We start from the raw sequence: 19,212 nt of genomic DNA, 5'->3' as shown, positions 1-19,212 counted from the left end.
TTTTACACCACCTTCAGTCAGCTCAACTCCTGGGAGAAGCAAAATGGCGAAGCCAGCTAAGAACACGATCTGTCTTTGGTTCAATGGCGACGCCGAAGCAGCGGCGAAGTTTTACGCCGAGACTTTCCCCGATTCGTCCGTCGATGCCGTGCATCTCGCGCCGGGAGACTATCCGTCGGGCAAGCAGGGAGATGTGTTGACCGTGGAGTTCACCGTGATGGGCATTCCCTGTCTCGGACTCAACGGTGGTCCCGCGTTCAAGCACAACGAAGCGTTCTCGTTTCAGGTCGCGACCTCGGACCAGGCCGAAACGGATCGTTACTGGAACGCGATCGTCGGCAACGGCGGCCAAGAGAGCGCCTGCGGCTGGTGTAAAGACAAGTGGGGATTGTCCTGGCAGATTACGCCGATCGCCCTGACCAAAGCGGTTACCCATCCAGATGCAGCAGTCGCCAATCGCGCATTCGAAGCGATGATGCGGATGACGAAGATTGACGTCGCTGCCATCGAGGCGGCGTGTCGCGCGCGGTTGAATGTCGCGTCTGAGAACTAGCGCTCCGTCAAGACTAGGAGTTCGGGGCATCAAGATTCGGGGGTGGCTGGGGTCGAATGTACTCATGCGCCCCCAGGTCAAGCGCGCTGGGGGCGAGCGAGTACGCGCGACCCCAGCCACCCACGCTTTCAAGTCAGCCGAATGCCAGGTTTTGACGAAGCACTCAGCTCTGTGTGAGAACAAATTCGGCATGGGAGTGCCACTGGCCGACCGTACGTCAGCGGCGCCCGATTCGTGTTTTCAATCTGAGACAAGCCCTGAGAGCGCGAACCTCTGGGGACTGGGCGGTGTCCGCACCACACACCGTTTAAGGATCAGGCGAATGGACAACCACCGGCTACGGGCGATCGGATGGAAGCCGTTTTTTGAGCTGCAAGTCCCTCCAGCGGCGTCCGGGACTGTCGTCGTTGCCCGCGTATCCGCTCACTATGGAAGCCAGGTACTCTTACTGGGCGCGGCTGGTGAGTTTCGTATCCCAGCCCAGCTGGCGGAATCTGCCGGAGAAATCGCCGTTGGGGATTGGCTCGTGCTAACGGCGGCGGACCACCGAGCGATCCAGCGCTTGGAGCGGCAAACATTGTTCTACCGCAAAGCGTCCGGCGAGGAAGTGAAGCCGCAGGTGATCGCGGCGAATGTCGACACGTTTTTCATCGTCAGTTCTTGCAATGAGGACTTCAGTCTATCGCGTATCGAAAGGTTTCTGGCCCTGACGATTCAAGCTGGCGCGACTCCTGTGGTGGTTTTGACCAAGGTGGATCTTTGTAGCGACTTCGCAACATTGCGTCGACAGGTTGAGCAGGTCCACGCCGGACTATTGGTTGAAACACTTGACGCGCGCCAGTCGTCTCAGGTCGAAGTACTCAAAGCCTGGTGCGGACCGGGACAAACCGTGGCGTTGTTGGGTTCATCTGGCGTGGGAAAGTCCACGCTGGCAAACTCCCTCGGCGTAGGCAGTCTGGCGACAGCTGAGATTCGCGACAAAGACGGCAAGGGACGACATACCACAACGACACGCTCGCTCCATCTGTTGCCCAGCGGTGGGATCCTGGTGGATAACCCGGGGATCCGAGAACTTCAATTGCCGGCGTGCGAAGACGGCCTGCTGGACGTGTTTGAGGATGTCGTCCGAATTGCCGCGGGCTGTCGCTTCAGCAATTGCAGTCATGACGGGGTGGCAGGCTGCGCCGTCATAGCCGCGATTGAGTCTGGCGAGCTTGATCCGCGGCGCGTCGCCAGCTTTCAGAAGCTTGACGCGGAGCAAGCGCACAACTCAAGATCGTTGGCAGAACGTCGTGAACGCGATCGGAAAATGGGGCGCTTTTTTAAGTCTGTCCTGAAGGATAAGCGTCGAATTCGTGAAGTGCAGTGATGGAATTCAACAGCTGACAAGTTCCTGCGATATCGCATTCGCTGTGTTGGACAACTTCTCATGAAAGCACCACTGAGCGTCGAGTGGACCTGCCGGCGCTGTCCGTGGGGCAGCGTCGAGAATCGCGATCAAGTCGTCGCCCGCTTGCGGGCGATCGGCATGCTGACGCGTGAAGTGCCCGATGACGCGACGTTGCTGGAATTGATCCGTTCCGCCGCCGGGAGATTGCCGTGTTCGGAATGCAGTGCGCTCGGGCTCGTCTTCGAGCTCGCGCGCGATGACGACGCCGAACTTTGGGGGGATCCGATCCCGTGTGAAGCCTGCGGCGCGATGATTCCAGCCGAGCGACTGGAAGTCTTTCCCGACGGCAAGTTCTGCGCGACGTGCCAGGCGAAACTGGACCGTGGCGAATTGGCGGGCCCCACGGAGTATTGCCCGCGCTGCGGCTCGCCGATGATTCTGCGGCTGTCCGGCGGTTCGGGCATCACGCGGTATCAGTCGGTTTGCTCGCAAGGGCCGCGTTGCCGTCGTTGACGGCCGCTTCGCCACGATCGACCAGCACCGGCGCCAGCGGAATGCGCACAATGAACGTGGCGCCGCGGCCCGCCTGCGTTTCCACGGCAATGTCGCCACCGTGCGCTTGCACGACGGCCTGGCAGATCGAAAGTCCGAGTCCCGTGCCCCGCCGTTCGCCTTCGTGCGAATGCGAGCGATCGCCGCGAAAGAATCGCTCGAAAATCTGCGGCAGGTCGGCTTCCGGAATGCCCGGGCCGCTGTCGCGCACCGCGAATATCACATGCTCGTGTTCCGCACGCAGCCGCACCGTCACTTGCCCGCCGGCGGGCGTGAATTTGAGCGCATTGTCGATCAGATTGTTCACCACCTGCCGCAAGTGATGCGAGTTGCCTTCCACGGTCAGTTCCGGCTCCAGCTTGGCGGAGAAAACGATATCCTTCGTTTCCGCCACAGCCTGAAACATGCCGACGGCCTTCGCCGCGACCGAACTCAGATCGACGCGTTCGCCATGAATCCGCAGCCGATCGCTTTCGGTCTCCGCCAACAACAAGAGCTGATTGACCAGGCTTTCCAACAGCGAACATTCGTCGATGACCTCGACGAGCAGTTCCTGATACTCCTCGACGCTGCGCTCCGCGCCTAAAGAAACCTCGGCCGTGCTGCGAATCGCCGCCAACGGCGTGCGCAACTCGTGCGCGGCGTTGGCGAGGAAATCGCGCCGTTTTTCCAAGTACGCGGCGATGCGGTTTAAGAAGCCGTTAATCGTGCGCGCGAGTTGATCCAATTCATCGCCCGTGCGGTGCTCCACCAACCGTTCATCGAGTTTCGTCGGGCGCAGCCGCGCCGTCGTGTGAATGATCTCCGCAAGCGGATCGATTGCGCGCCCGGCGAGCCAATAGCCGATCGCGGGGCCGAGCACGAGCACGAAGCCGACGCAGATGGCGACGAGACGATCAATGCGGGCCATGTCGCGCGCAACGAAAGTTGAGAGGGAGCCTACTTGCACCAGCAACAGCGAGTTTTCGTTCGACTTGCGGCGATTTTGGACTACGCGGAAGTCACTCACGTTCGTCGGCGTCATATCGCGCGTTCTTAGTAGCGCGGATACCTCGGTCGGCGCATGTTCACTCGCCCAAACCAAGTTGCCTTCCCCGTCGAAGAGCTGTGCGAACCAGCCATGCTGTTCATGCCCTCGATCCTTACGTTCCAGCGTGGCGAGCAACGCTGCAACCTGGCCAGTAGCGCCGCTAGTCGCGGCGGCCCGGATTCCCTCGGCCGTGGCGCCCGCGTCGTCCAACGCGAACTCAATTTCGCGCACGTCTTCGATCAGCACGCCGTCGATCTCGTTCACGATCGCTAACCGCACGCCGGCCCGGAGCCCCAGGAGCGTCACGGAAGCCGTGAGCACGATCACGAAGGCGTTCCACGCCATCAGGCGGAAGCGGAGCGTGCGACGCGCCTGATTAAATTTCTCGAAGAACATAGCCGCGGCCCCGGACCGTGTGAATCAACGGCGCATCATACCCGCGATCGATTTTACGTCGCAGGTGGTTGATGTGCACGTCGATCACGTTGGTCATGCCGCCCCAGTCCTCGCCCCAGAGGTGCTCATTGAGCATCTTCCGTGTGACGACCTGGCCGCCATGTCGCATCAGAAAGCCGAGGATGCTGAATTCCGTCGGCGAAAGTTCCAGTTCGTTTCCCTCACGGGTCACGCGCCGGGTCGTCAGATCGAGTTGCAACGGGCCGATCGAAAAAGCCAGGGCCGGGCGCGTCACGGCGCGGCGCGAGAGCGCGTTCAACCGCGCCAGCAATTCCGGAAACGCGAAGGGCTTGGTGAGATAGTCGTCGGCGCCGCTATCGAGCCCGCAGACGCGATCATCTACTGAGCCGAGCGCCGTCAAAATCAACACCGGAGTGGCGTCGCCTGTGTCGCGCAACGCGGCCAGGATGTTCAGTCCGTGTTCATCGGGCAACATCAAGTCGAGCACAATCGCGTCGAACGAACCTTGTCGCGCAAGTTGCAATCCTTCCGCGCCGTTTTGCGACCACACGCATTCGTGCCCGGATTCTTGCAAGCCGCGCAACAACGCCTTCCCGAGCACTTTTTCATCTTCCACGACGAGAATGTTCATCGCAACCATTCCACGCACTTTCGTTTCGCAGGCAACCGGCTTTCGATGCACTGCTGTAAGGGTAGCAGAGGCCCCGTGATGAGGCCACGACAGGGCTAGATTAAGTTCTTTTAATCCGACCGCCCTTGGACGCGGCTGCGTATCGAGTTTAGCCTTGACCGATGAAATGTGGATGTGCGAGTGACGCACATCGGCCGACTTGGCGGAATTGGTCAACTCACACACGTTTCCCTGCCTCGCCGCCACTTGCCTGAACCTCTTTCTGAGAAGCCCTGACTATGACCGAGGCTAATTCCGCGCCGCGCTCGCCTGTGACTGAGGAGATTCCTCACGGCACGCTCGGCAATCTGACCAGGTACATCCGGTACGACTTGCTCTCCGGGTTCCTGGTGTTCCTGATCGCCCTGCCGTTGTGCCTGGCGATTTCGATCGCCTCAGGGTATCCGCCGATGGCGGGCGTGTTCACGGCGATCGTCGGCGGCATCGTCGGCGCGTTTCTGAGCAACTCGGAACTGACGATCAAAGGTCCGGCCGCCGGACTGATCGTGATCGCGGTTGGTTGCGTGACGCAGTTCCAAAACGATCTCGGCGTCGACGCCGCGGCGGCCTACCGCATGGCGCTGGCGGTCGGCGTCGTCGCGGCGGCGATTCAAATCGTCTTCGCGTTATTGCGAACCGGCGTGCTCGGCGAGTTCTTTCCCACCACGACGGTTCACGGCATGTTGGCCGCCATTGGCGTGATCATCATGGCCAAGCAGATTCCCGTTGCGGCGGGATACACTGAAACGCTTCCTAAAGAGCCGCTGGAGCTGATTGGTGAACTGCCGCATGTGTTGATGAACCTCAATCCGGAGATCGCGCTCATTGGCGCGATTAGCCTCTTAATCCTGTTCGGCAAGCCGCTGATCAAGAACAGGTTCGTACAGATGTTGCCGGGACAGTTGATCGTGGTGCTCGTGGCGATTCCGCTGGGTATGTACTTCGATCTCACGCACCAACACACTTACACGTTTCAGAATCACCTGTTCAGCGTAGGCGAAAAAAACCTGGTCGACGTCAAGCCGCAGGTGTTCGCCATCTTCCAGTCGATCGCCATGCCCGATTTCTCGGCGCTCCAGCATGGCTTCGCCTGGTACTGGATCACCATGTACGCGTTGATCGGCAGCCTGGAATCGTTGCTGAGCACCAAGGCCATCGATTTACTCGATCCCTGGAAGCGGAAGACGAACCTGAATCAAGACCTGATGGCGGTCGGCGTCGGCAACCTCATCGTCTCGTTCATCGGCGGCTTGCCGATGATTTCCGAAATCGTCCGCAGCCGTGCGAATCTCGACAATGGCGCCCGCACGCGGTACGCGAACCTCTTTCATGGGCTGTTGCTTTTACTCTGTGTGACGTTCTTGCCGATGGTGATTCATCGCATTCCGCTGGCGGCGCTGGCGGCGATGTTAATTTACACGGGCTTCCGCCTGGCCCATCCGCGAGAATTCGTCCACGTGTTCAAGGTCGGCCCCGAGCAGTTGGTGGTCTACCTGTCGACGATCATCGGCGTGCTCGGCATCGACCTCTTGGCTGGCGTCGCGATCGGCATCGCAGTGAAGCTGGCGATCCACCTGCTCAACGGCCTGCCGGTTCGCAGCGTGTTCAAGCCGTATTTGGAAGTCGTGGAAGATGATCCCGAGACCTATCGCATCATTGCTTCCTACTCGGCCGTGTTCAGCAACTGGATTCCCTTCCGCCGGCAAGTCATTAGCGCCGGCCTCGTGCATCACAAGAACGTGGTGGTCGACATGACTGAGTGCCGGCTCGTCGATCATACCGTGATGGAAAAATTGCACGAACTCGAGCGCGATTTCGAACAGCAAGGACTGACGTTGCGCATCGAAGGTTTGGAGAATCATCGCCCGCTTTCCAAGCATCCTCATGCGGCGCGCAAAAGTTCGCGCCGTGTCGTGAGTGCGACTCCTCCGGCGCCGGTCGCCTGACCGCTGCCGAACCCGACCCGCGCCGTCGCGGCCCACCCCGCGGCGCGGGCGGGCGTATTTCTGGAACCGAGACGTCACAGAGAATGCGAGGCCGAACATGAGTGCGCGCGAGAGCACCGCCTGGGCGGCGCAGCCCGACACGACGGAATCCGCCGTGTCCCACGAGTTGCTGCGACACGCAATTGAACACGCCTCGCATCTGTTGCCGGCGCAGGGACCGATCACGGTCTTCATTCACCACAACACGCTGCACGCCTTCGAAGACCTGCCGTTCGACGACGCGGTGAAGCACGGTTCGCAGGTCTTTGGCTGCCAACCTTACCTGCCGGAAGAGACGTATCGAACCAAGCTCGCCCAAGGCCGCTTCGAGTTGGCCGACATCGATGCGGTGTTGAAGGCGGAGTTGGGGCCGCGCGCGGAAGAGACCGTTTCGCGCTGCTGCACGCGTTGGGAACTCTACCGCGCCATGATGACTCACGCATTGCCGACCGCGCCACCGGCGGAACTGCGCTGGTTCATCGCGGAAACCGAGGCGCTCGAACGCTTTCGCACCGACCTCCCGCCCGGAACGCGCGAGCGGTACGTCCAAGAAACGCGCCGTTGGATTCTGCGCGACTTCCGCAACGGTTCGGCCAACCATGCCGCGAAACAAGAATCGCCCCGCGAACACCACATCCGCCAGGCGTTAAGCGGGCTGTTCGAACACTTTGGCGCCGCGGACGTGGAACGCTGGAGCGACGCCACGTGGGAATCGTTCGCGCTGCAAGCGCTGTGGCGCGTCTGCCGCGACGGCGTCCATGGCGTGAAGACCGCGCATGCCACGCCGGCTTCGCCAGTACGACATCGCGACCTGTTGCTGGAAGCCAGCGGCGTGGACGCCGATCGACTCGTGCATGACGTGTTGATTCGCTTCTGCGCGGCGTTTCTCGATCAAGGCCTGTCGCAATGGCAACTGCCGGAGCGATCCCAAGGACTTTGGGCGTCGTTTCTCGCCTTGTATCGCCCGCCGGGCGGGCCGCCCGACCTCTGGATGCGCGAGCTGCCGCGCGAGATTGCTCGCTGGGAACGCGACGCCGTCGACCCTTTGAGCGCCATCGCCGAGTCGTTGGATTTACTCGGCATCGCCGAAGCGGATTGGGACGCGTTCGTTTCCGCCGAGTTCCTGGCGCTGCGCGGCTGGGCCGGCATGATTCACGAAGTCGAAATCCGCGCCGACCGCGTCGCGCATCCGATTCCGGAAGGCTCGTTGATCGAGTATCTGGCGATCCGGCTGTTGCTGGTGCGACTGTCTGTCGCCCACGTGGCGCACGAAACGCTGGGATATGCCGGTTCGTTGCGCGGACTGCGCGAGTTTCTCCGCGCCAAAGTCGCAAAGCATCATGCCCCGTCGGTGGAACAACGGGCCTTTCTCGTCTTTCAGTTAGCGCAACTGCGCGGCTGGCTGCCGGCGGAATTGAACGAGTTAGGCAAATCGGACTGGACGGCCCTGATTGGCGAGATCGAGTCATTCACCTCGCTCGATCGTCGCCGCTTGTTCCATCAGGCCTTCGAGCGGCGCTATCGCACGCAGACGTTAGACGCCATCTCCTTGCACGCCCGACAGAGCGCCGAGCGCGTCCGCAACGCGACATTTCAAGTCGTCTGCTGCTTGGACGAACGCGAGGAATCGTTCCGCCGGCACATCGAAGAATTGTTGCCCAGCGCGGAGACCTTCGGAGCGGCCGGTTTCTTCAACGTGCCCATGTACTACCGCGGCGCGGCAGCTGCGCATTTCGTACCGCACTGCCCGGTGATTATTCGACCGCAGCACTGGGTCATCGAAGACGTGGCTTTCTCCGAAGAAGATCGGCATCGTCGCCGCGCCATGACGCGCCGGGCCCTCGGCGCGGCCTCGCACCATGTCCACGTCGGCAGCCGGACGTTTGTCGGCGGAGCGCTGCTGGCCGTAGCGGGGGTCGTCGCTTCAATCCCGCTGGTGGCCCGAGTGCTGTTTCCACGACTGGCAGCGCGCACGCGCAAGCTCGCCGGCAGCTTCGTGCGACCGCCCGACCATACGCAACTTGTCGTGGAACGCACCAGCTTGGCGCCCGGCGCAAACGAAGGTGAAATCGGCTTTAGCGTCGACGAGATGACCAACAGCGCCGAACGTCTGTTGCGCGACATCGGTCTCACGTCCGACTTCGCGCCGATCGTGTTCCTGTTCGGGCACGGTTCATCCAGCGTGAACAACCCGCATCGTTCGGCCTACGATTGCGGCGCCTGCGGCGGCAACGCCGGCGGGCCGAACGCCCGGGCCATGGCGGAAATCCTCAACGATCCGCGCATTCGCCGCAGGTTGGCGGAACGGGGCATCGAAATCGCCGAAACCACGGCTTTTGTCGGCGGGCTGCACAACACTTGCAACGACACGATCACGTATTACGATCTCGATCGTCTCGCGAAAGCGCGACAGAAGGATTACCTCGCCGCGCGGACGATTATCGACGCCGCCTGTGAACGCAATGCGCATGAACGTTGTCGGCGGTTCCAATCGGCGCCGATGACGATGGATTTCCCCTCTGCCCATCGCCACGTGGAGGCCCGCTCCGAGGATCTGGCGCAAACCCGACCAGAATGCGGCCATGCCACGAACGCGCTCTGCATCGTCGGACGCCGTTCGCGCACACTGGGACTCTACATGGATCGGCGGGCGTTTTTGACGTCCTACGACCCCACTCAGGACGACGCGGAGGGCACGGTCCTCACACGCTTAATGCAAGCCGCGGTGCCCGTTTGCGGCGGCATCAACCTCGAGTATTACTTCTCCTTCGTCGATCCCACCGGCTGGGGATGCGGCACCAAGTTGCCGCACAATGTCACGTCGCTGTTGGGAATCATGGACGGCGCCGCCAGCGACCTGCGCACCGGGCTGCCCTGGCAGATGGTCGAAATCCACGACCCCGTGCGGCTGCTGTTCATCATCGAAACCACGCCCGAGACGATGCTCGGGATCATGGAACGCCACGAAGGCATCGGCCGGACGATCCGCAACGGCTGGGTGCAATTGGCGCTTTTGGCGCCCGACTCCGAACAGGTGTTGTTGTTTCAGAACGGGCGTTTCGAGCCATATCAGCCGGAGAAGACGGAATTGCCCCGCGTGCCGTCCAGCACCGATTGGTATCGCGGCTGGCGCGAGCATCTGGGCTATGCTCAAATCGCGAAGCCCGCCAACGACGCGCGGCCGCCGCAATACGCGGCATTCTCCGAACGGCAGGAATCGCATTCCGCGTCGTCGAACGGCGTCCACGAACCCCACCTCAACTAGGCGCGACGATGCCGCGAACAGAACTCATCATGCATACGCTCGGCGCGATCACCGCCGGAGCGCCATTATTGCTCACGCTGGTGCTCGGCCTGGCGGCCCTGACGCGGCGCCACTTGAGCGAATCCGCCACGGGGCGGCTCGTGCAGTTGTGCGTCGTCGCCGGCTTGTTGGCCTCGCTGACGATGTTGGGCCTGATGCTGGTCACGGGCACGCGGCACGTCACTATCGAACTAGGCGCCTGGGTCGCCATGGACGATTATCATTTCGTCCTCAAATTGGTCTTCGACCGACTGTCAGTGCCGTTTGCGATCCTTTCGTTCCTGCTGTGCGGAACGATCGGCGCATTCGCGAACAGTTATCTGCACCGCGAGCCCGGCTTTCATCGCTTCTTTGTGCTGTACGCGCTGTTTATTCTCGGCATGGTCGTCGCCTCGCTGTCGGACACGATCGAAACGCTGTTCATCGGCTGGGAGTTGGTCGGCCTTTCCTCCGCGCTGTTGGTGGCGTTCTTTCAGGAACGCCCGATGCCGGTGTACAACGGACTGCGCGTCTGGACGGTCTACCGCATCTCCGACGCCGCATTGTTGTTGGCGTCCGTCGTGTTGCATCACTTACACGGGCATGGCGACTTTGACATGCTGCTCGGCGCCGAACCCTGGCCGTTTGGGCAGACGGCGCTCACCAGTTCTCAAGCATTGCTCGTGGGATTACTAATCGTCGCCGCGGCGGCCGGCAAATCGGCGCTGATTCCTTTTTCGGGCTGGCTCCCGCGCGCCATGGAAGGGCCCACGCCCTCCAGCGCTATTTTTTATGGTGCGCTGTCGGTACATCTCGGCGCATTTTTGCTGCTCCGGTTCAGCCCAGTGCTCGAAGCCTCGCCGATCGTTTGCGCGGTAGTGGTCGTCCTCGGCTTGGCGACAGCGCTCTTGGCTGCGCTGGCCAGCCGCGTGCAAAGTGATATCAAGAGCGCGCTTTCCTTCGCATCACTAACGCAGGTCGGCATCATCGTCGCGGAAATTGGCTTCGGACTTCGCTACATCGCGCTCGTCCACATTCTCGGTCATGCCTGCCTGCGAACCCTGCAATTTCTGCGGGCTTCCTCGGTGCTGCAAGACTACCGAGTCATGGAAGATGCGATGGGAAATGCCTTGCCGCGCCGCGCGACCCTTTGGGAACGCGCTTTGCCGATGCACGCCCGGGCGTGGTGGTATCGCTTCGCCTTCGAGCGCGGCTATCTCGACGCGTTCCTGAGCGACTACGTAGCGCGCCCTTTTCTGAACGTGTTTCGCGCTTGCGACGGCTGGGAGCGGCGCTGGACCGATCTCCTGGCCGGCCAACCGTCGCGCGAATCCGATCAACTCCGTCCCTCGACGACGCTGGAATAACGCGATGAATCCTTTGCATTTCCCCTGGCTGCTGCCGGCGATTCTGGTCCCCTTGATCGGGGCGATCGTGATCAGCTTGCGCTCGCGCGAGCCGGAAGCCGCGCGCTGGCGGGCTATGTTGTTCGGCGGCCTCACTCTGGCGCTGGCCGCGGGCGCCTGGCTCGATTTCTCGTACAGCGAATCCCTCGCCGGCGTCGCTCAATTGTCGGCCCGGCCAGCCTGGCTATTCCCCAGCGTGTTGGCAATCGACGAGTTGAACGCGCCGCTGTTACCGCTGGTGGCGCTGGTGTACCTGCTCACCACGGTGGCGACGCTGAAAACCAAGATCCGCCGATTTTCGTTCGCCTGGACCTTGGTCTCCGAATCTATCACGCTCGCCACGCTCCTGTGCGCAAAACCGTGGGGCATCATCGCCCTGCTGGCGATCGGTACGCTGCCGCCGTTGTGGGAGTTGCGAGCTCGAGGCAAGCCGACGCGAGTGTTCGCGATTCACATGGGCGCATTCGTCGCGCTACTGGCCTTTGGCTGGGCGGTCGTCGAGATCGAGGGGCTCGGCCGGTTGCACTCGCTATGGGCGGTCGTTCCGTTGCTGACTGCGATTTTCATTCGAACCGGTATCGCGCCGTTGCATTGTTGGGTGACCGACCTCTTCGAGCACGCCACGTTCGGCACCGCGCTGGTCTTCGCCACGCCGATCATGGGCGCGTTTGCCGCCGTGCGATTGGTGCTGCCGATCGCTCCCGACTGGGTGTTGCGCGCCATGGGACTTGTCGCGTTGGCCACGGCCGTCTACGCCGCGGGCATGGCGCTCGTGCAACGCGAAGGTCGCCGCTACTTCTGCTACCTGCTGTTGAGCCACTCGGCGATGGTCCTCGTCGGTCTCGAAATGTTGACGCCCATCGGCCTCACCGGCGCCTTGTGCGTCTGGCTTTCGGCGGGGCTGTCGTTGGCCGGCTTTGGTCTGACGTTACGCGCCGTCGAAGCCCGGGTGGGCCGGCTGTCGCTCACGGAATACCACGGCCTATACGAACACGCCCCGTCGCTGGCCGTCTGCTTTCTGGCGACCGGTCTGGCGTGCGTTGGCTTCCCGGGCACGTTCGGCTTTGTCGGCACGGAGTTACTCGTCGACGGCGCCGTGATCGCCTATCCGTACGTGGGGGCCGTGATCGTGGGTGCCTGCGCCTTGAACGGCATCGCCATCGTGCAGACTTATCTGCGGCTATTCACCGGCGTCCGTCATATCACGATGGTTCCGCTGGCCGCCCGGCGGCGCGAGCGGATCGCCGTCCTCACGCTGGCGGCGATCATCTTCGGCGGCGGACTGTTCCCACAGCCAGGCGTCAAGTCGCGTCACCATGCCGCGACGAAGCTGCTGGAAGGCCGAGCGGCCCAACTGCACGCCAACGAGTTGGCGGAAAAGCTCGCCACGGCTGCGGCCGCCTCGCCGGAATAGTTGGTCCTTGCCGCGACATCGGCGGCACGTAACACTGGAGCCATGCCGTGCATTGAATCAGCACGGACTCCGTGGCAAGGAAGTGGCGATGCCGATCTACGAATACACCTGCCCTGGCTGCGAACACGACTTTGAGTTGCTGGTGCGCGGCCAGGAAAAACCGGAATGCCCTGATTGCGGTAGTTCCAAGCTCGAAAAGCGGTTGAGCGTCCCTGCCGCGCACACCGCGGGAAGTTCCAGTCTCCCGATTGGCACACCACCGTTACACGGCGGTGGTTGCGGACTTCCACAATGCGGCCAGGGCGGCTGCATGGGGATGTAGTGGTCGCAATGGCTATCGTTCTTGAAGGGAGTCGCCGTGTCGCGCCGTGAGAAGATCGAGGCCCTGCTGGCTGATAGCCCTGACGACGCCTTCTTGCGCTATGGCTTAGCGCTGGAACTCGAAAAGGAAGGCCGGCACGCGGAAAGCCTCGAGCACCTGCGCGGATTGATGCGGCTGGACACGCCCTACGTGCCGGCGTTTTTTATGTCCGCTCAGCAACTCGCGAAACTGTCACGCATCGATGAAGCGCGTGCCGCGCTGCGTGACGGCATCGAGCACGCTCGCACTCAGGGCAACAGCCACGCGGCCGGCGAAATGGCGGAGTTCCTCGCCAGCCTGGGCCGACTCGGTGAATAGGAGATGAGCGACGAACGTTCATTTTGAGCCAGACAATTGCGCCGCTGGCTCGCGATGCGGGCGCTGCTGGCGGTATTCTTCGAGCCGCTGCGCGCAGGCCTGCGCCAATCCCGGTTGCTTCGCCTTGGTCGCGGCGTCGCGGGCACGTTCCACAGTGGCGGTCGCTTCGTCGAACCGGCCGAGGTCGGCATACGCGGCCGCCAGCGAATTTAACAACACGGGGTCATCCTGCGGCGCGGACTTGGCCAATGGCTCGACGATCGCCAGGGCCTCGGCGCCATTCCGTACCCGATCGTCCGGATGCGTTGCCAAGAGCCAGGCCAGTGCCGCGACGGCAGTGCGATCCCGTGGGTGAACACTAAGCAGGTCGCGGTATTGTGCGATTGCCTCCGCGGAACGTCCGGCCACGTTCAGCGCCTTGGCAAGATTGGCTCGGGCGCTGGGATAATCTGCCTGTAACCGCAAGGCCGCTTCGAATTCGGCGATCGCCGGATCCAACTGCCCGGTCATCGCCAAGGCCACGCCAAAATCGGCCGCGACCGTCGCGTTGTCGGGCAGCAACTCACGCGCGGCTGCAAAGTGGACGAGCGATTCATTCACGCTGCCGCTGACGGCCAAGGCGCTCGCCAATTGACGATGCCCCTCGCCAAATGTGGGGTGGTAACGCAGCGCGCGCTGGTAGGCCGCCACGACGCCGGGACGATCCCCTTTAAGTCGATTCATGTCCGCCAGCATCGCGGCGAAGTCCGACAGATAGACTTGTACCTGCGGCAGTTGAACCAACTTGGCGAAATTCGGTCGGGCTTCGTAGGCGTCGAAATAGGCCGTCACGTAAGCGACGCCCTCGTCCAGGTAACCTTCGCGCATAAAGGCGAACGCAATCGGCTTGGGCGAGTTTGGCGCCGGAGGTTGGCGCCAGCGCCCGGCGAGCGGCAGGCCGAAACTACGCGATTCCGCCGTCGGTAGCTTTAAGCGCTCGACGTCCTGCAACACTTCATCAACGGTGACGGGCCCCTTGTAGATGCTGCGCACCGTACCGTCGGGCGCCACCAAGAAGCTGCTAGGCAACGGCAGCGGCGTTCGCAAACTGAGAAACGCTCGATGGAACGTCTCGAAAGTCCCGGCGGCGTCCGGTGTGAGCGCGCCGGCAGGGAACGGGAACTTTAAGTTCTCCAGCAGTTCCGCGCCAGGCGTCAGGTCGGCATTGCGGTCCTCGGATAAGAGATCGACATTGAGCGCCAGGACCTCGACGCCAGCGGAACGCAGGCGATCCGCTTCCTTGGTGAAATCCCGCATCTCGGCCAGGCAAGGTTGACACCAGGTGGCCCACAGATTGACGAACAACGGACGGCCGTAGTTCTCGCTCAAGTTGTGCGGCAACTGATCGAGCCCCACGTACGAGACGTTCGGCATCGGCATGTGGTTTTTCACCACAATCCGCGCTTGTTGCGAATCCGGCAACGGCTTCGCGTCGCCGACCGCCAATCGCAACGACCGCGGCGCAAGGTGCAAATCCCTCGCGGCGCCCGACCCTTGCTCCAGCAGATAGCGTTCGTTGGCGCTGACACCCGTGAACGTCTCGTCTCCGCCACCAGGCCAGTGGACGACGACCTTCTCGATTTCCGCCGCTGTTCCCAAGCCGAACGTCAAGTACTTGCTGCTCTGGCTCAAGAAACCATCGCCGGCGCGGAGCGTCTTGGCGAGCCGCGGCGAGGTTCCGCTCTGGCAATAGACTTCCACGCGAGCGCCGATGGCGTCGCGATTCGACGACTTGCCTTGGAGCCGTAGCGTCAACGAGCGTCCCTGAGCTGGCGAGTCATTGCGCATCATGCGGACGCGCGGCGCGTTGCGATTCACCAACCACAGATCGACGTCGCCGTCCTGATCCCAATCAGTCAGACCCACGGCGCGGCCGTCATCGTCGAAATCGAGCCCCGACATACCGGAAACACAGGCGAAGCGCTTCCCGCGCGTGTTCAGAAACACGCACTTCCGTTCGCGCCCCGAGAGCGAGAAGCCCTCGCGCAGCATTTGGCTGAGCGCCGTGAAGGCCTTGACGTAGCCTGCGTCGGACTCGCCGAATTCCGTAGGTGATTGCAGCGCGACCCGCCGCCAATTGAAACTTCACAAATCCTGCGTGACATGGCCGGTCACGAAACCGTTGGAGACGAAGATGTCTTCCCAGCCGTCGTTGTTGAAATCCAGGAACACGCTTCCCCAGGCCCAGCGTCCCAAGGTCACCGCCGCTTCCACGCTGCGATCCTGGAACTTGCCGTGTCCGTCGTTCACCAACAACGTGTTGCCACGGGCGGTGCGCTGATATTCGGCCAAGGTCCGCTGGTCCGCTCCGGGTCGGAATTGCCGTTGAAACGCGATCCGATTTCCGGCCGACGAGAACATGTTACCGGCATAGAGGTCCATGAGGCCGTCATTGTTGACGTCGCCCCACGCGGCCGACATGCCGGCGCCGATGTCGTCCGCGCCGAGTTCGGCCGCCACGTCATGGAACTGGCCGTTGTCGTTGCGGTACAGGTTCTTCCGGCCGAAGTCGTTGGCGACGAACAAGTCCTGATCGCCGTCGTTATCGAAATCTTCCCAGCTCGCGGCGAAGCTGTACTTGCGATTGTTTTCGTCGAGACCAACGTCCTTGGTCGCGTCGCTGAACTTCCAGGCGCTGTCATTCCGCAGCAACGTATTCGGCGCGCCGTTGTTCGCGTCATGCCAGGGTGTCGGCGTGGCGGTGTCGCCGAAGGTTTCGTAGGTATTGCCGTAGCTGCAGACGTACACATCGACGTCGCCGTCGTTGTCGTAGTCGGCGGCCGCGAGGCTGTGCGGCGTCGGCTGCACCGGCTGCTCCGCCACGATCGTGAAATGGCCCTGGCCGTCGTTGGCGTGAAACAAGATCGTGCTGCCCATGGCCATCGCCAGATCCTGATCGCCGTCGTTGTCGAAATCGACGAACAGCGCGCCGCGCACGCGGTCGAGGTAATCCAATCCCGCTTCGGCCGCAGTGTCCACAACCGTACCATCGGCCTGTTGCACGTAGAGATGCTTCGGCAATCCGCCCAGGTCCGTCACCAGGATGTCGTCGAGGCCATCGCCGTTGACGTCGCCGATCGCCAGTCCGCGATGCCCCGCCGAATCCACTTCAATCGAGGAATCAAATCGCCCGCGCCAGTAGTCGGTCCCGTGCAGGATTTGCTCTTCATAGCCGGGCGTCTTCGCCAACACCGAGGCGGTGCAATCGTTGAACAGTCGCCCGCCCGCGACGATCTGCTCGGCGCGTTCGTAGTCGGCCAGACGGATCGATTGAATCAACCACGGGCCGTCAACCACGGGCCGGCGCCAGTCGATATACGCCGTGGCGTTGACCTGAGTAACTTGTTCCGCGTTGCGCGCCGTGGCCTGAAAGTACGCTGTGCATTCGCCAGCCGCGCCGTCGACTGTGACATTGAAGATCTTGAACGCGGCCGCCGGTTCGCCCAGCTTGGCCAGCGGCTCGAGCAATTCCCGCATCGCGGCGCGCCAGCCCTCGAAACCGCGCTGCGCTGGCGCTTTCGCACGTTCCGGCGGCTCGCCGTAGGCTCCGCCGCGGAGGATGGCCGTTTGCCCTGCCGAGAATACCGACTCCAATTGCTTGGGTACGAGCGACGCCGAAGTGAATTCCTGCGCGACCAGCGTCGACAACTGCGCGTCATCCATCTGTTCCGGATGCGCGAGCAACTTCGCCAGCGTTTTCAGCTCTGGATTGATGACGTCGTAGAAGGCCTCGGTATCCCAGCCGTCGACGGTGGGATCAACCCGGGCGAATTCGTCGGCGAGCAGACCCTTGCGATCGGTCGTCGCACAGACCACGGCTTCCTTGGCCGCGACCTGCTTCTCGGCCGGAACCGGTGGAGTGGGCGCCGCTGCGGAATGAGCGACAGCGATTGGCGGAACAGCAACTGGCGCCGGCGCCTCGGCTGACGCAGCCGGGGCCTTACCTTTGTCGTTGGCCGTGGGCAAAGGCGCTTGGGAAGCTGGGCGACTCAGCAACCAATACTTGCCGCCGGCCAGCGAGGCGAACAGTAGCGCCCCAATTCCCAACACCGCGCGCAAGCTGACGCCGCCAGCGGGCGCGGTGTCTGCCGCAGGCTCCCGGGCTTTTTGCTCAGAATTACGTTGGCGCGTCATGATTTAGATTAGCTCGATCCACAGTCGTTCGCCGCCGCAAAAGAACTTGGCAGCGAACGCTCGTACTACCGCCACTCTGCTCCGCCGACCGAACGGCCAGCTTTGATCCGGAGATTAGACACGACAGAATTGTCGTTGGTCAAATGCCTTCCGCGGGCGAGCGACACGCCGTCAATGCGCTGCAGGGACGTCAATCCGACTTACGCTTCGTTCACTTCGCGAATCAAGGGTTCCATCGTCTTCGTGTTCCGTTCCACGGCCAGCACAACCGTCCGCTGTTCGAGGCCATCGGCGCTGGAAGCGGTGGCAGGAATTACCTGCCGGCAATTCGGCAGGCTGAATCGCATCGTGAACGTGCCATCCGGACGCAGCTTCACCGGCTCGCCATGAACGGTCACGCGAGCGCCGGGCTCGGTCGCGCCAAAGATCAGAAGTTCCGCGTCGAGATCGAAATAGAATGCGTGGTCGCGGCCCAACAGGCCTTCGACTCCCGCGCTGAAGCGGCCGACCAAAGGCGCACTGATCGGGCGACGCAAACGCTCTTCGAGCAACTCTTGCAATTCCACGTTGGGCGACTCGCCGGAATACCCGGCGCTCATCGCGAAAATGCGGTCGACGTTTTCCGCCAGGTCGCTCCAATTCCGGTCGATCGCGTCGCTCGAACCGGGACGAGGAGTCTGCACGGTGTTGCTCCGCGCCAGGCTGTAGAACCTTCCCGAAGACGCGCGATATCCGATTTCCATCCGGTACGACTTGGGGGGATCCGGGACGTCGATGTACCAGTTGTTTACGCCGCCATGAATTTCGATGTGGCGGACCATGGTTTCCGATTCGGGCATGGTAGCCGAAAGCTCGGAAACCTCGTACAGCCGCAGCACCGGCTTGGCGGTGTGCCATTCCTGACCCAGCGCGGCGCGAGCGCGCTCCACGGTCGGACGCGCCAGATCCCAATGGGCGTGCAGCCAATACGGATCGCGGACCATCACGGTCAGGCGGTCTTTCTTAACCGCCACATGTCCGTTCACCTCGTCGGCGCCGGTGGCCAGATCGCGAAGACGGATCGATGCCGCCTGGAGTTGACGTAATTGCTCGGCTACGCGCCGGGCGCTTTGTTTCACCTGGGGGCCGCCGTCGCCATTGCGGACGATTTCGCCTGGGGCGTCGATCCGCCGGCGGTTAAGGACCTGGGCGGACGCCTGGCCATTGCGACGCGCGGTCGCTTTTTTACGCGCCGCCTTCATCAAGGCCTGGATCAACTGATCCTTACGCATCCCGTGCCAGCCGGGAACTCCCCGCTGCTTGGCCATGCGGGCGAGATCTTTACACGTCTGTCGGGCGAGTGTGTCGGCAGTCATGAATGGCTAAGTCCCCGGATTGCTGGCCGCTGACACGGCCTGAGCCGGTCATGGCATGACGATTTTGCCTGGAATCGTCCGTGACTTTTCCGCACACGAACCGCCGCCCCCCTTTCCCTAGGAGACAACGAAAACGCTGCCCAACGCACGCTCGGAGACCTCTTCTCGCCCGTTCCGACACCCAGCACTACGATCCGACAGGTACAAAAGTTTTCGACCGCCAAAAGTCCGCGAGGCGCGTATACATCAATCAGGACGATTGTAACTAAAATTACTGCCAATTGCAACGCAAAGGGGGGTATGAA

At 62.2% G+C, this 19,212-nt stretch carries 14 protein-coding genes; 9 read left to right on the top strand and 5 right to left on the bottom strand.

Annotation, left to right across the window (positions count from 1 at the left end; translation table 11 throughout):
* Positions 1-43: 43 nt before the first annotated feature.
* The 3 genes from SGJ19_18435 to SGJ19_18425 are packed head-to-tail and all read left to right on the top strand — an operon-like array spanning position 44 to position 2,456.
* Positions 44-553, top strand: a complete 510-nt coding sequence (locus SGJ19_18435) for a VOC family protein (protein MDZ4782229.1) — start codon at positions 44-46, stop codon at positions 551-553.
* A complete protein-coding gene (gene rsgA, locus SGJ19_18430) occupies positions 534-1,922 on the top strand; it encodes a ribosome small subunit-dependent GTPase A (GenBank protein MDZ4782228.1) in 1,389 nt (462 codons plus the stop codon). The genes SGJ19_18435 and rsgA overlap by 20 nt, the downstream gene beginning before the upstream one ends.
* 60 nt (positions 1,923-1,982) lie before the next feature.
* The gene (locus SGJ19_18425) at positions 1,983-2,456 is read left to right on the top strand and encodes a TraR/DksA C4-type zinc finger protein (protein ID MDZ4782227.1); all 474 of its coding nucleotides are present in this window, start codon (positions 1,983-1,985) and stop codon (positions 2,454-2,456) included.
* On the opposite strand, the gene SGJ19_18420 is transcribed toward SGJ19_18425, so the two are convergent.
* Complete coding sequence (locus tag SGJ19_18420) at positions 2,407-3,921, bottom strand: ATP-binding protein (protein MDZ4782226.1); 1,515 nt, start codon at positions 3,919-3,921, stop codon at positions 2,407-2,409. The two genes, SGJ19_18425 and SGJ19_18420, sit on opposite strands and share 50 nt — an antisense overlap.
* Complete coding sequence (locus tag SGJ19_18415; GenBank protein ID MDZ4782225.1) at positions 3,902-4,573, bottom strand: response regulator transcription factor; 672 nt, start codon at positions 4,571-4,573, stop codon at positions 3,902-3,904. Before SGJ19_18415 ends, SGJ19_18420 begins: the two co-directional genes overlap by 20 nt.
* Positions 4,574-4,851: 278 nt before the next feature.
* Here SGJ19_18415 and SGJ19_18410 point away from each other — a divergent pair, with 278 nt between their 5' ends.
* From SGJ19_18410 to SGJ19_18385, 6 genes are all read left to right on the top strand, one after another.
* The gene (locus tag SGJ19_18410; GenBank protein ID MDZ4782224.1) at positions 4,852-6,558 is read left to right on the top strand and encodes a SulP family inorganic anion transporter; all 1,707 of its coding nucleotides are present in this window, start codon (positions 4,852-4,854) and stop codon (positions 6,556-6,558) included.
* A 97-nt stretch (positions 6,559-6,655) separates the two neighbouring features.
* The gene (locus tag SGJ19_18405) at positions 6,656-9,862 is read left to right on the top strand and encodes a DUF2309 domain-containing protein (GenBank protein ID MDZ4782223.1); all 3,207 of its coding nucleotides are present in this window, start codon (positions 6,656-6,658) and stop codon (positions 9,860-9,862) included.
* An 8-nt stretch (positions 9,863-9,870) separates the two neighbouring features.
* The gene (locus SGJ19_18400) at positions 9,871-11,247 is read left to right on the top strand and encodes a proton-conducting transporter membrane subunit (GenBank protein MDZ4782222.1); all 1,377 of its coding nucleotides are present in this window, start codon (positions 9,871-9,873) and stop codon (positions 11,245-11,247) included.
* Positions 11,248-11,251: 4 nt separating this feature from the next.
* Complete coding sequence (locus SGJ19_18395) at positions 11,252-12,700, top strand: proton-conducting transporter membrane subunit (protein MDZ4782221.1); 1,449 nt, start codon at positions 11,252-11,254, stop codon at positions 12,698-12,700.
* A 52-nt stretch (positions 12,701-12,752) separates the two neighbouring features.
* Positions 12,753-13,022 (top strand): zinc ribbon domain-containing protein, encoded by a 270-nt coding sequence (locus SGJ19_18390; GenBank protein ID MDZ4782220.1) that lies wholly within the window; start codon positions 12,753-12,755, stop codon positions 13,020-13,022.
* Positions 13,023-13,058: 36 nt separating this feature from the next.
* Positions 13,059-13,379 carry a hypothetical protein gene (locus tag SGJ19_18385; protein ID MDZ4782219.1) on the top strand — a complete coding sequence of 107 codons (321 nt, stop codon included), beginning with the start codon at positions 13,059-13,061 and terminating at the stop codon, positions 13,377-13,379.
* An 18-nt stretch (positions 13,380-13,397) separates the two neighbouring features.
* On the opposite strand, the gene SGJ19_18380 is transcribed toward SGJ19_18385, so the two are convergent.
* From SGJ19_18380 to SGJ19_18370, 3 genes are all read right to left on the bottom strand, one after another.
* A complete protein-coding gene (locus SGJ19_18380; protein ID MDZ4782218.1) occupies positions 13,398-15,410 on the bottom strand; it encodes an ASPIC/UnbV domain-containing protein in 2,013 nt (670 codons plus the stop codon).
* A 93-nt stretch (positions 15,411-15,503) separates the two neighbouring features.
* Positions 15,504-17,552 (bottom strand): VCBS repeat-containing protein, encoded by a 2,049-nt coding sequence (locus SGJ19_18375; protein ID MDZ4782217.1) that lies wholly within the window; start codon positions 17,550-17,552, stop codon positions 15,504-15,506.
* A gap of 200 nt (positions 17,553-17,752) precedes the next feature.
* Positions 17,753-18,907 carry a DUF4912 domain-containing protein gene (locus SGJ19_18370; protein MDZ4782216.1) on the bottom strand — a complete coding sequence of 385 codons (1,155 nt, stop codon included), beginning with the start codon at positions 18,905-18,907 and terminating at the stop codon, positions 17,753-17,755.
* Between the last annotated feature and the right edge of the window lie 305 nt (positions 18,908-19,212).

It is taken from the genome of Planctomycetia bacterium (assembly GCA_034440135.1).
In the GTDB taxonomy this organism is placed as follows: Bacteria; Planctomycetota; Planctomycetia; order Pirellulales; family JALHLM01; genus JALHLM01.
This window is presented reverse-complemented; position numbering and strand designations above follow the sequence as displayed.

Excerpts from the sequence above, each read along its gene's own strand:
- SGJ19_18370 (MDZ4782216.1), bottom strand. The coding sequence starts at position 18,907 with ATGACTGCCGACACACTCGCCCGACAGACGTGTAAAGATCTCGCCCGC.
- SGJ19_18415 (MDZ4782225.1), bottom strand. The coding sequence starts at position 4,573 with ATGAACATTCTCGTCGTGGAAGATGAAAAAGTGCTCGGGAAGGCGTTG.
- SGJ19_18410 (MDZ4782224.1), top strand. The coding sequence starts at position 4,852 with ATGACCGAGGCTAATTCCGCGCCGCGCTCGCCTGTGACTGAGGAGATT.
- SGJ19_18435 (MDZ4782229.1), top strand. The coding sequence starts at position 44 with ATGGCGAAGCCAGCTAAGAACACGATCTGTCTTTGGTTCAATGGCGAC.
- SGJ19_18405 (MDZ4782223.1), top strand. The coding sequence starts at position 6,656 with ATGAGTGCGCGCGAGAGCACCGCCTGGGCGGCGCAGCCCGACACGACG.
- SGJ19_18395 (MDZ4782221.1), top strand. The coding sequence starts at position 11,252 with ATGAATCCTTTGCATTTCCCCTGGCTGCTGCCGGCGATTCTGGTCCCC.
- SGJ19_18400 (MDZ4782222.1), top strand. The coding sequence starts at position 9,871 with ATGCCGCGAACAGAACTCATCATGCATACGCTCGGCGCGATCACCGCC.
- SGJ19_18425 (MDZ4782227.1), top strand. The coding sequence starts at position 1,983 with ATGAAAGCACCACTGAGCGTCGAGTGGACCTGCCGGCGCTGTCCGTGG.
- SGJ19_18380 (MDZ4782218.1), bottom strand. The coding sequence starts at position 15,410 with ATGCTGCGCGAGGGCTTCTCGCTCTCGGGGCGCGAACGGAAGTGCGTG.
- SGJ19_18375 (MDZ4782217.1), bottom strand. The coding sequence starts at position 17,552 with ATGACGCGCCAACGTAATTCTGAGCAAAAAGCCCGGGAGCCTGCGGCA.
- SGJ19_18420 (MDZ4782226.1), bottom strand. The coding sequence starts at position 3,921 with ATGTTCTTCGAGAAATTTAATCAGGCGCGTCGCACGCTCCGCTTCCGC.
- rsgA (MDZ4782228.1), top strand. The coding sequence starts at position 534 with ATGTCGCGTCTGAGAACTAGCGCTCCGTCAAGACTAGGAGTTCGGGGC.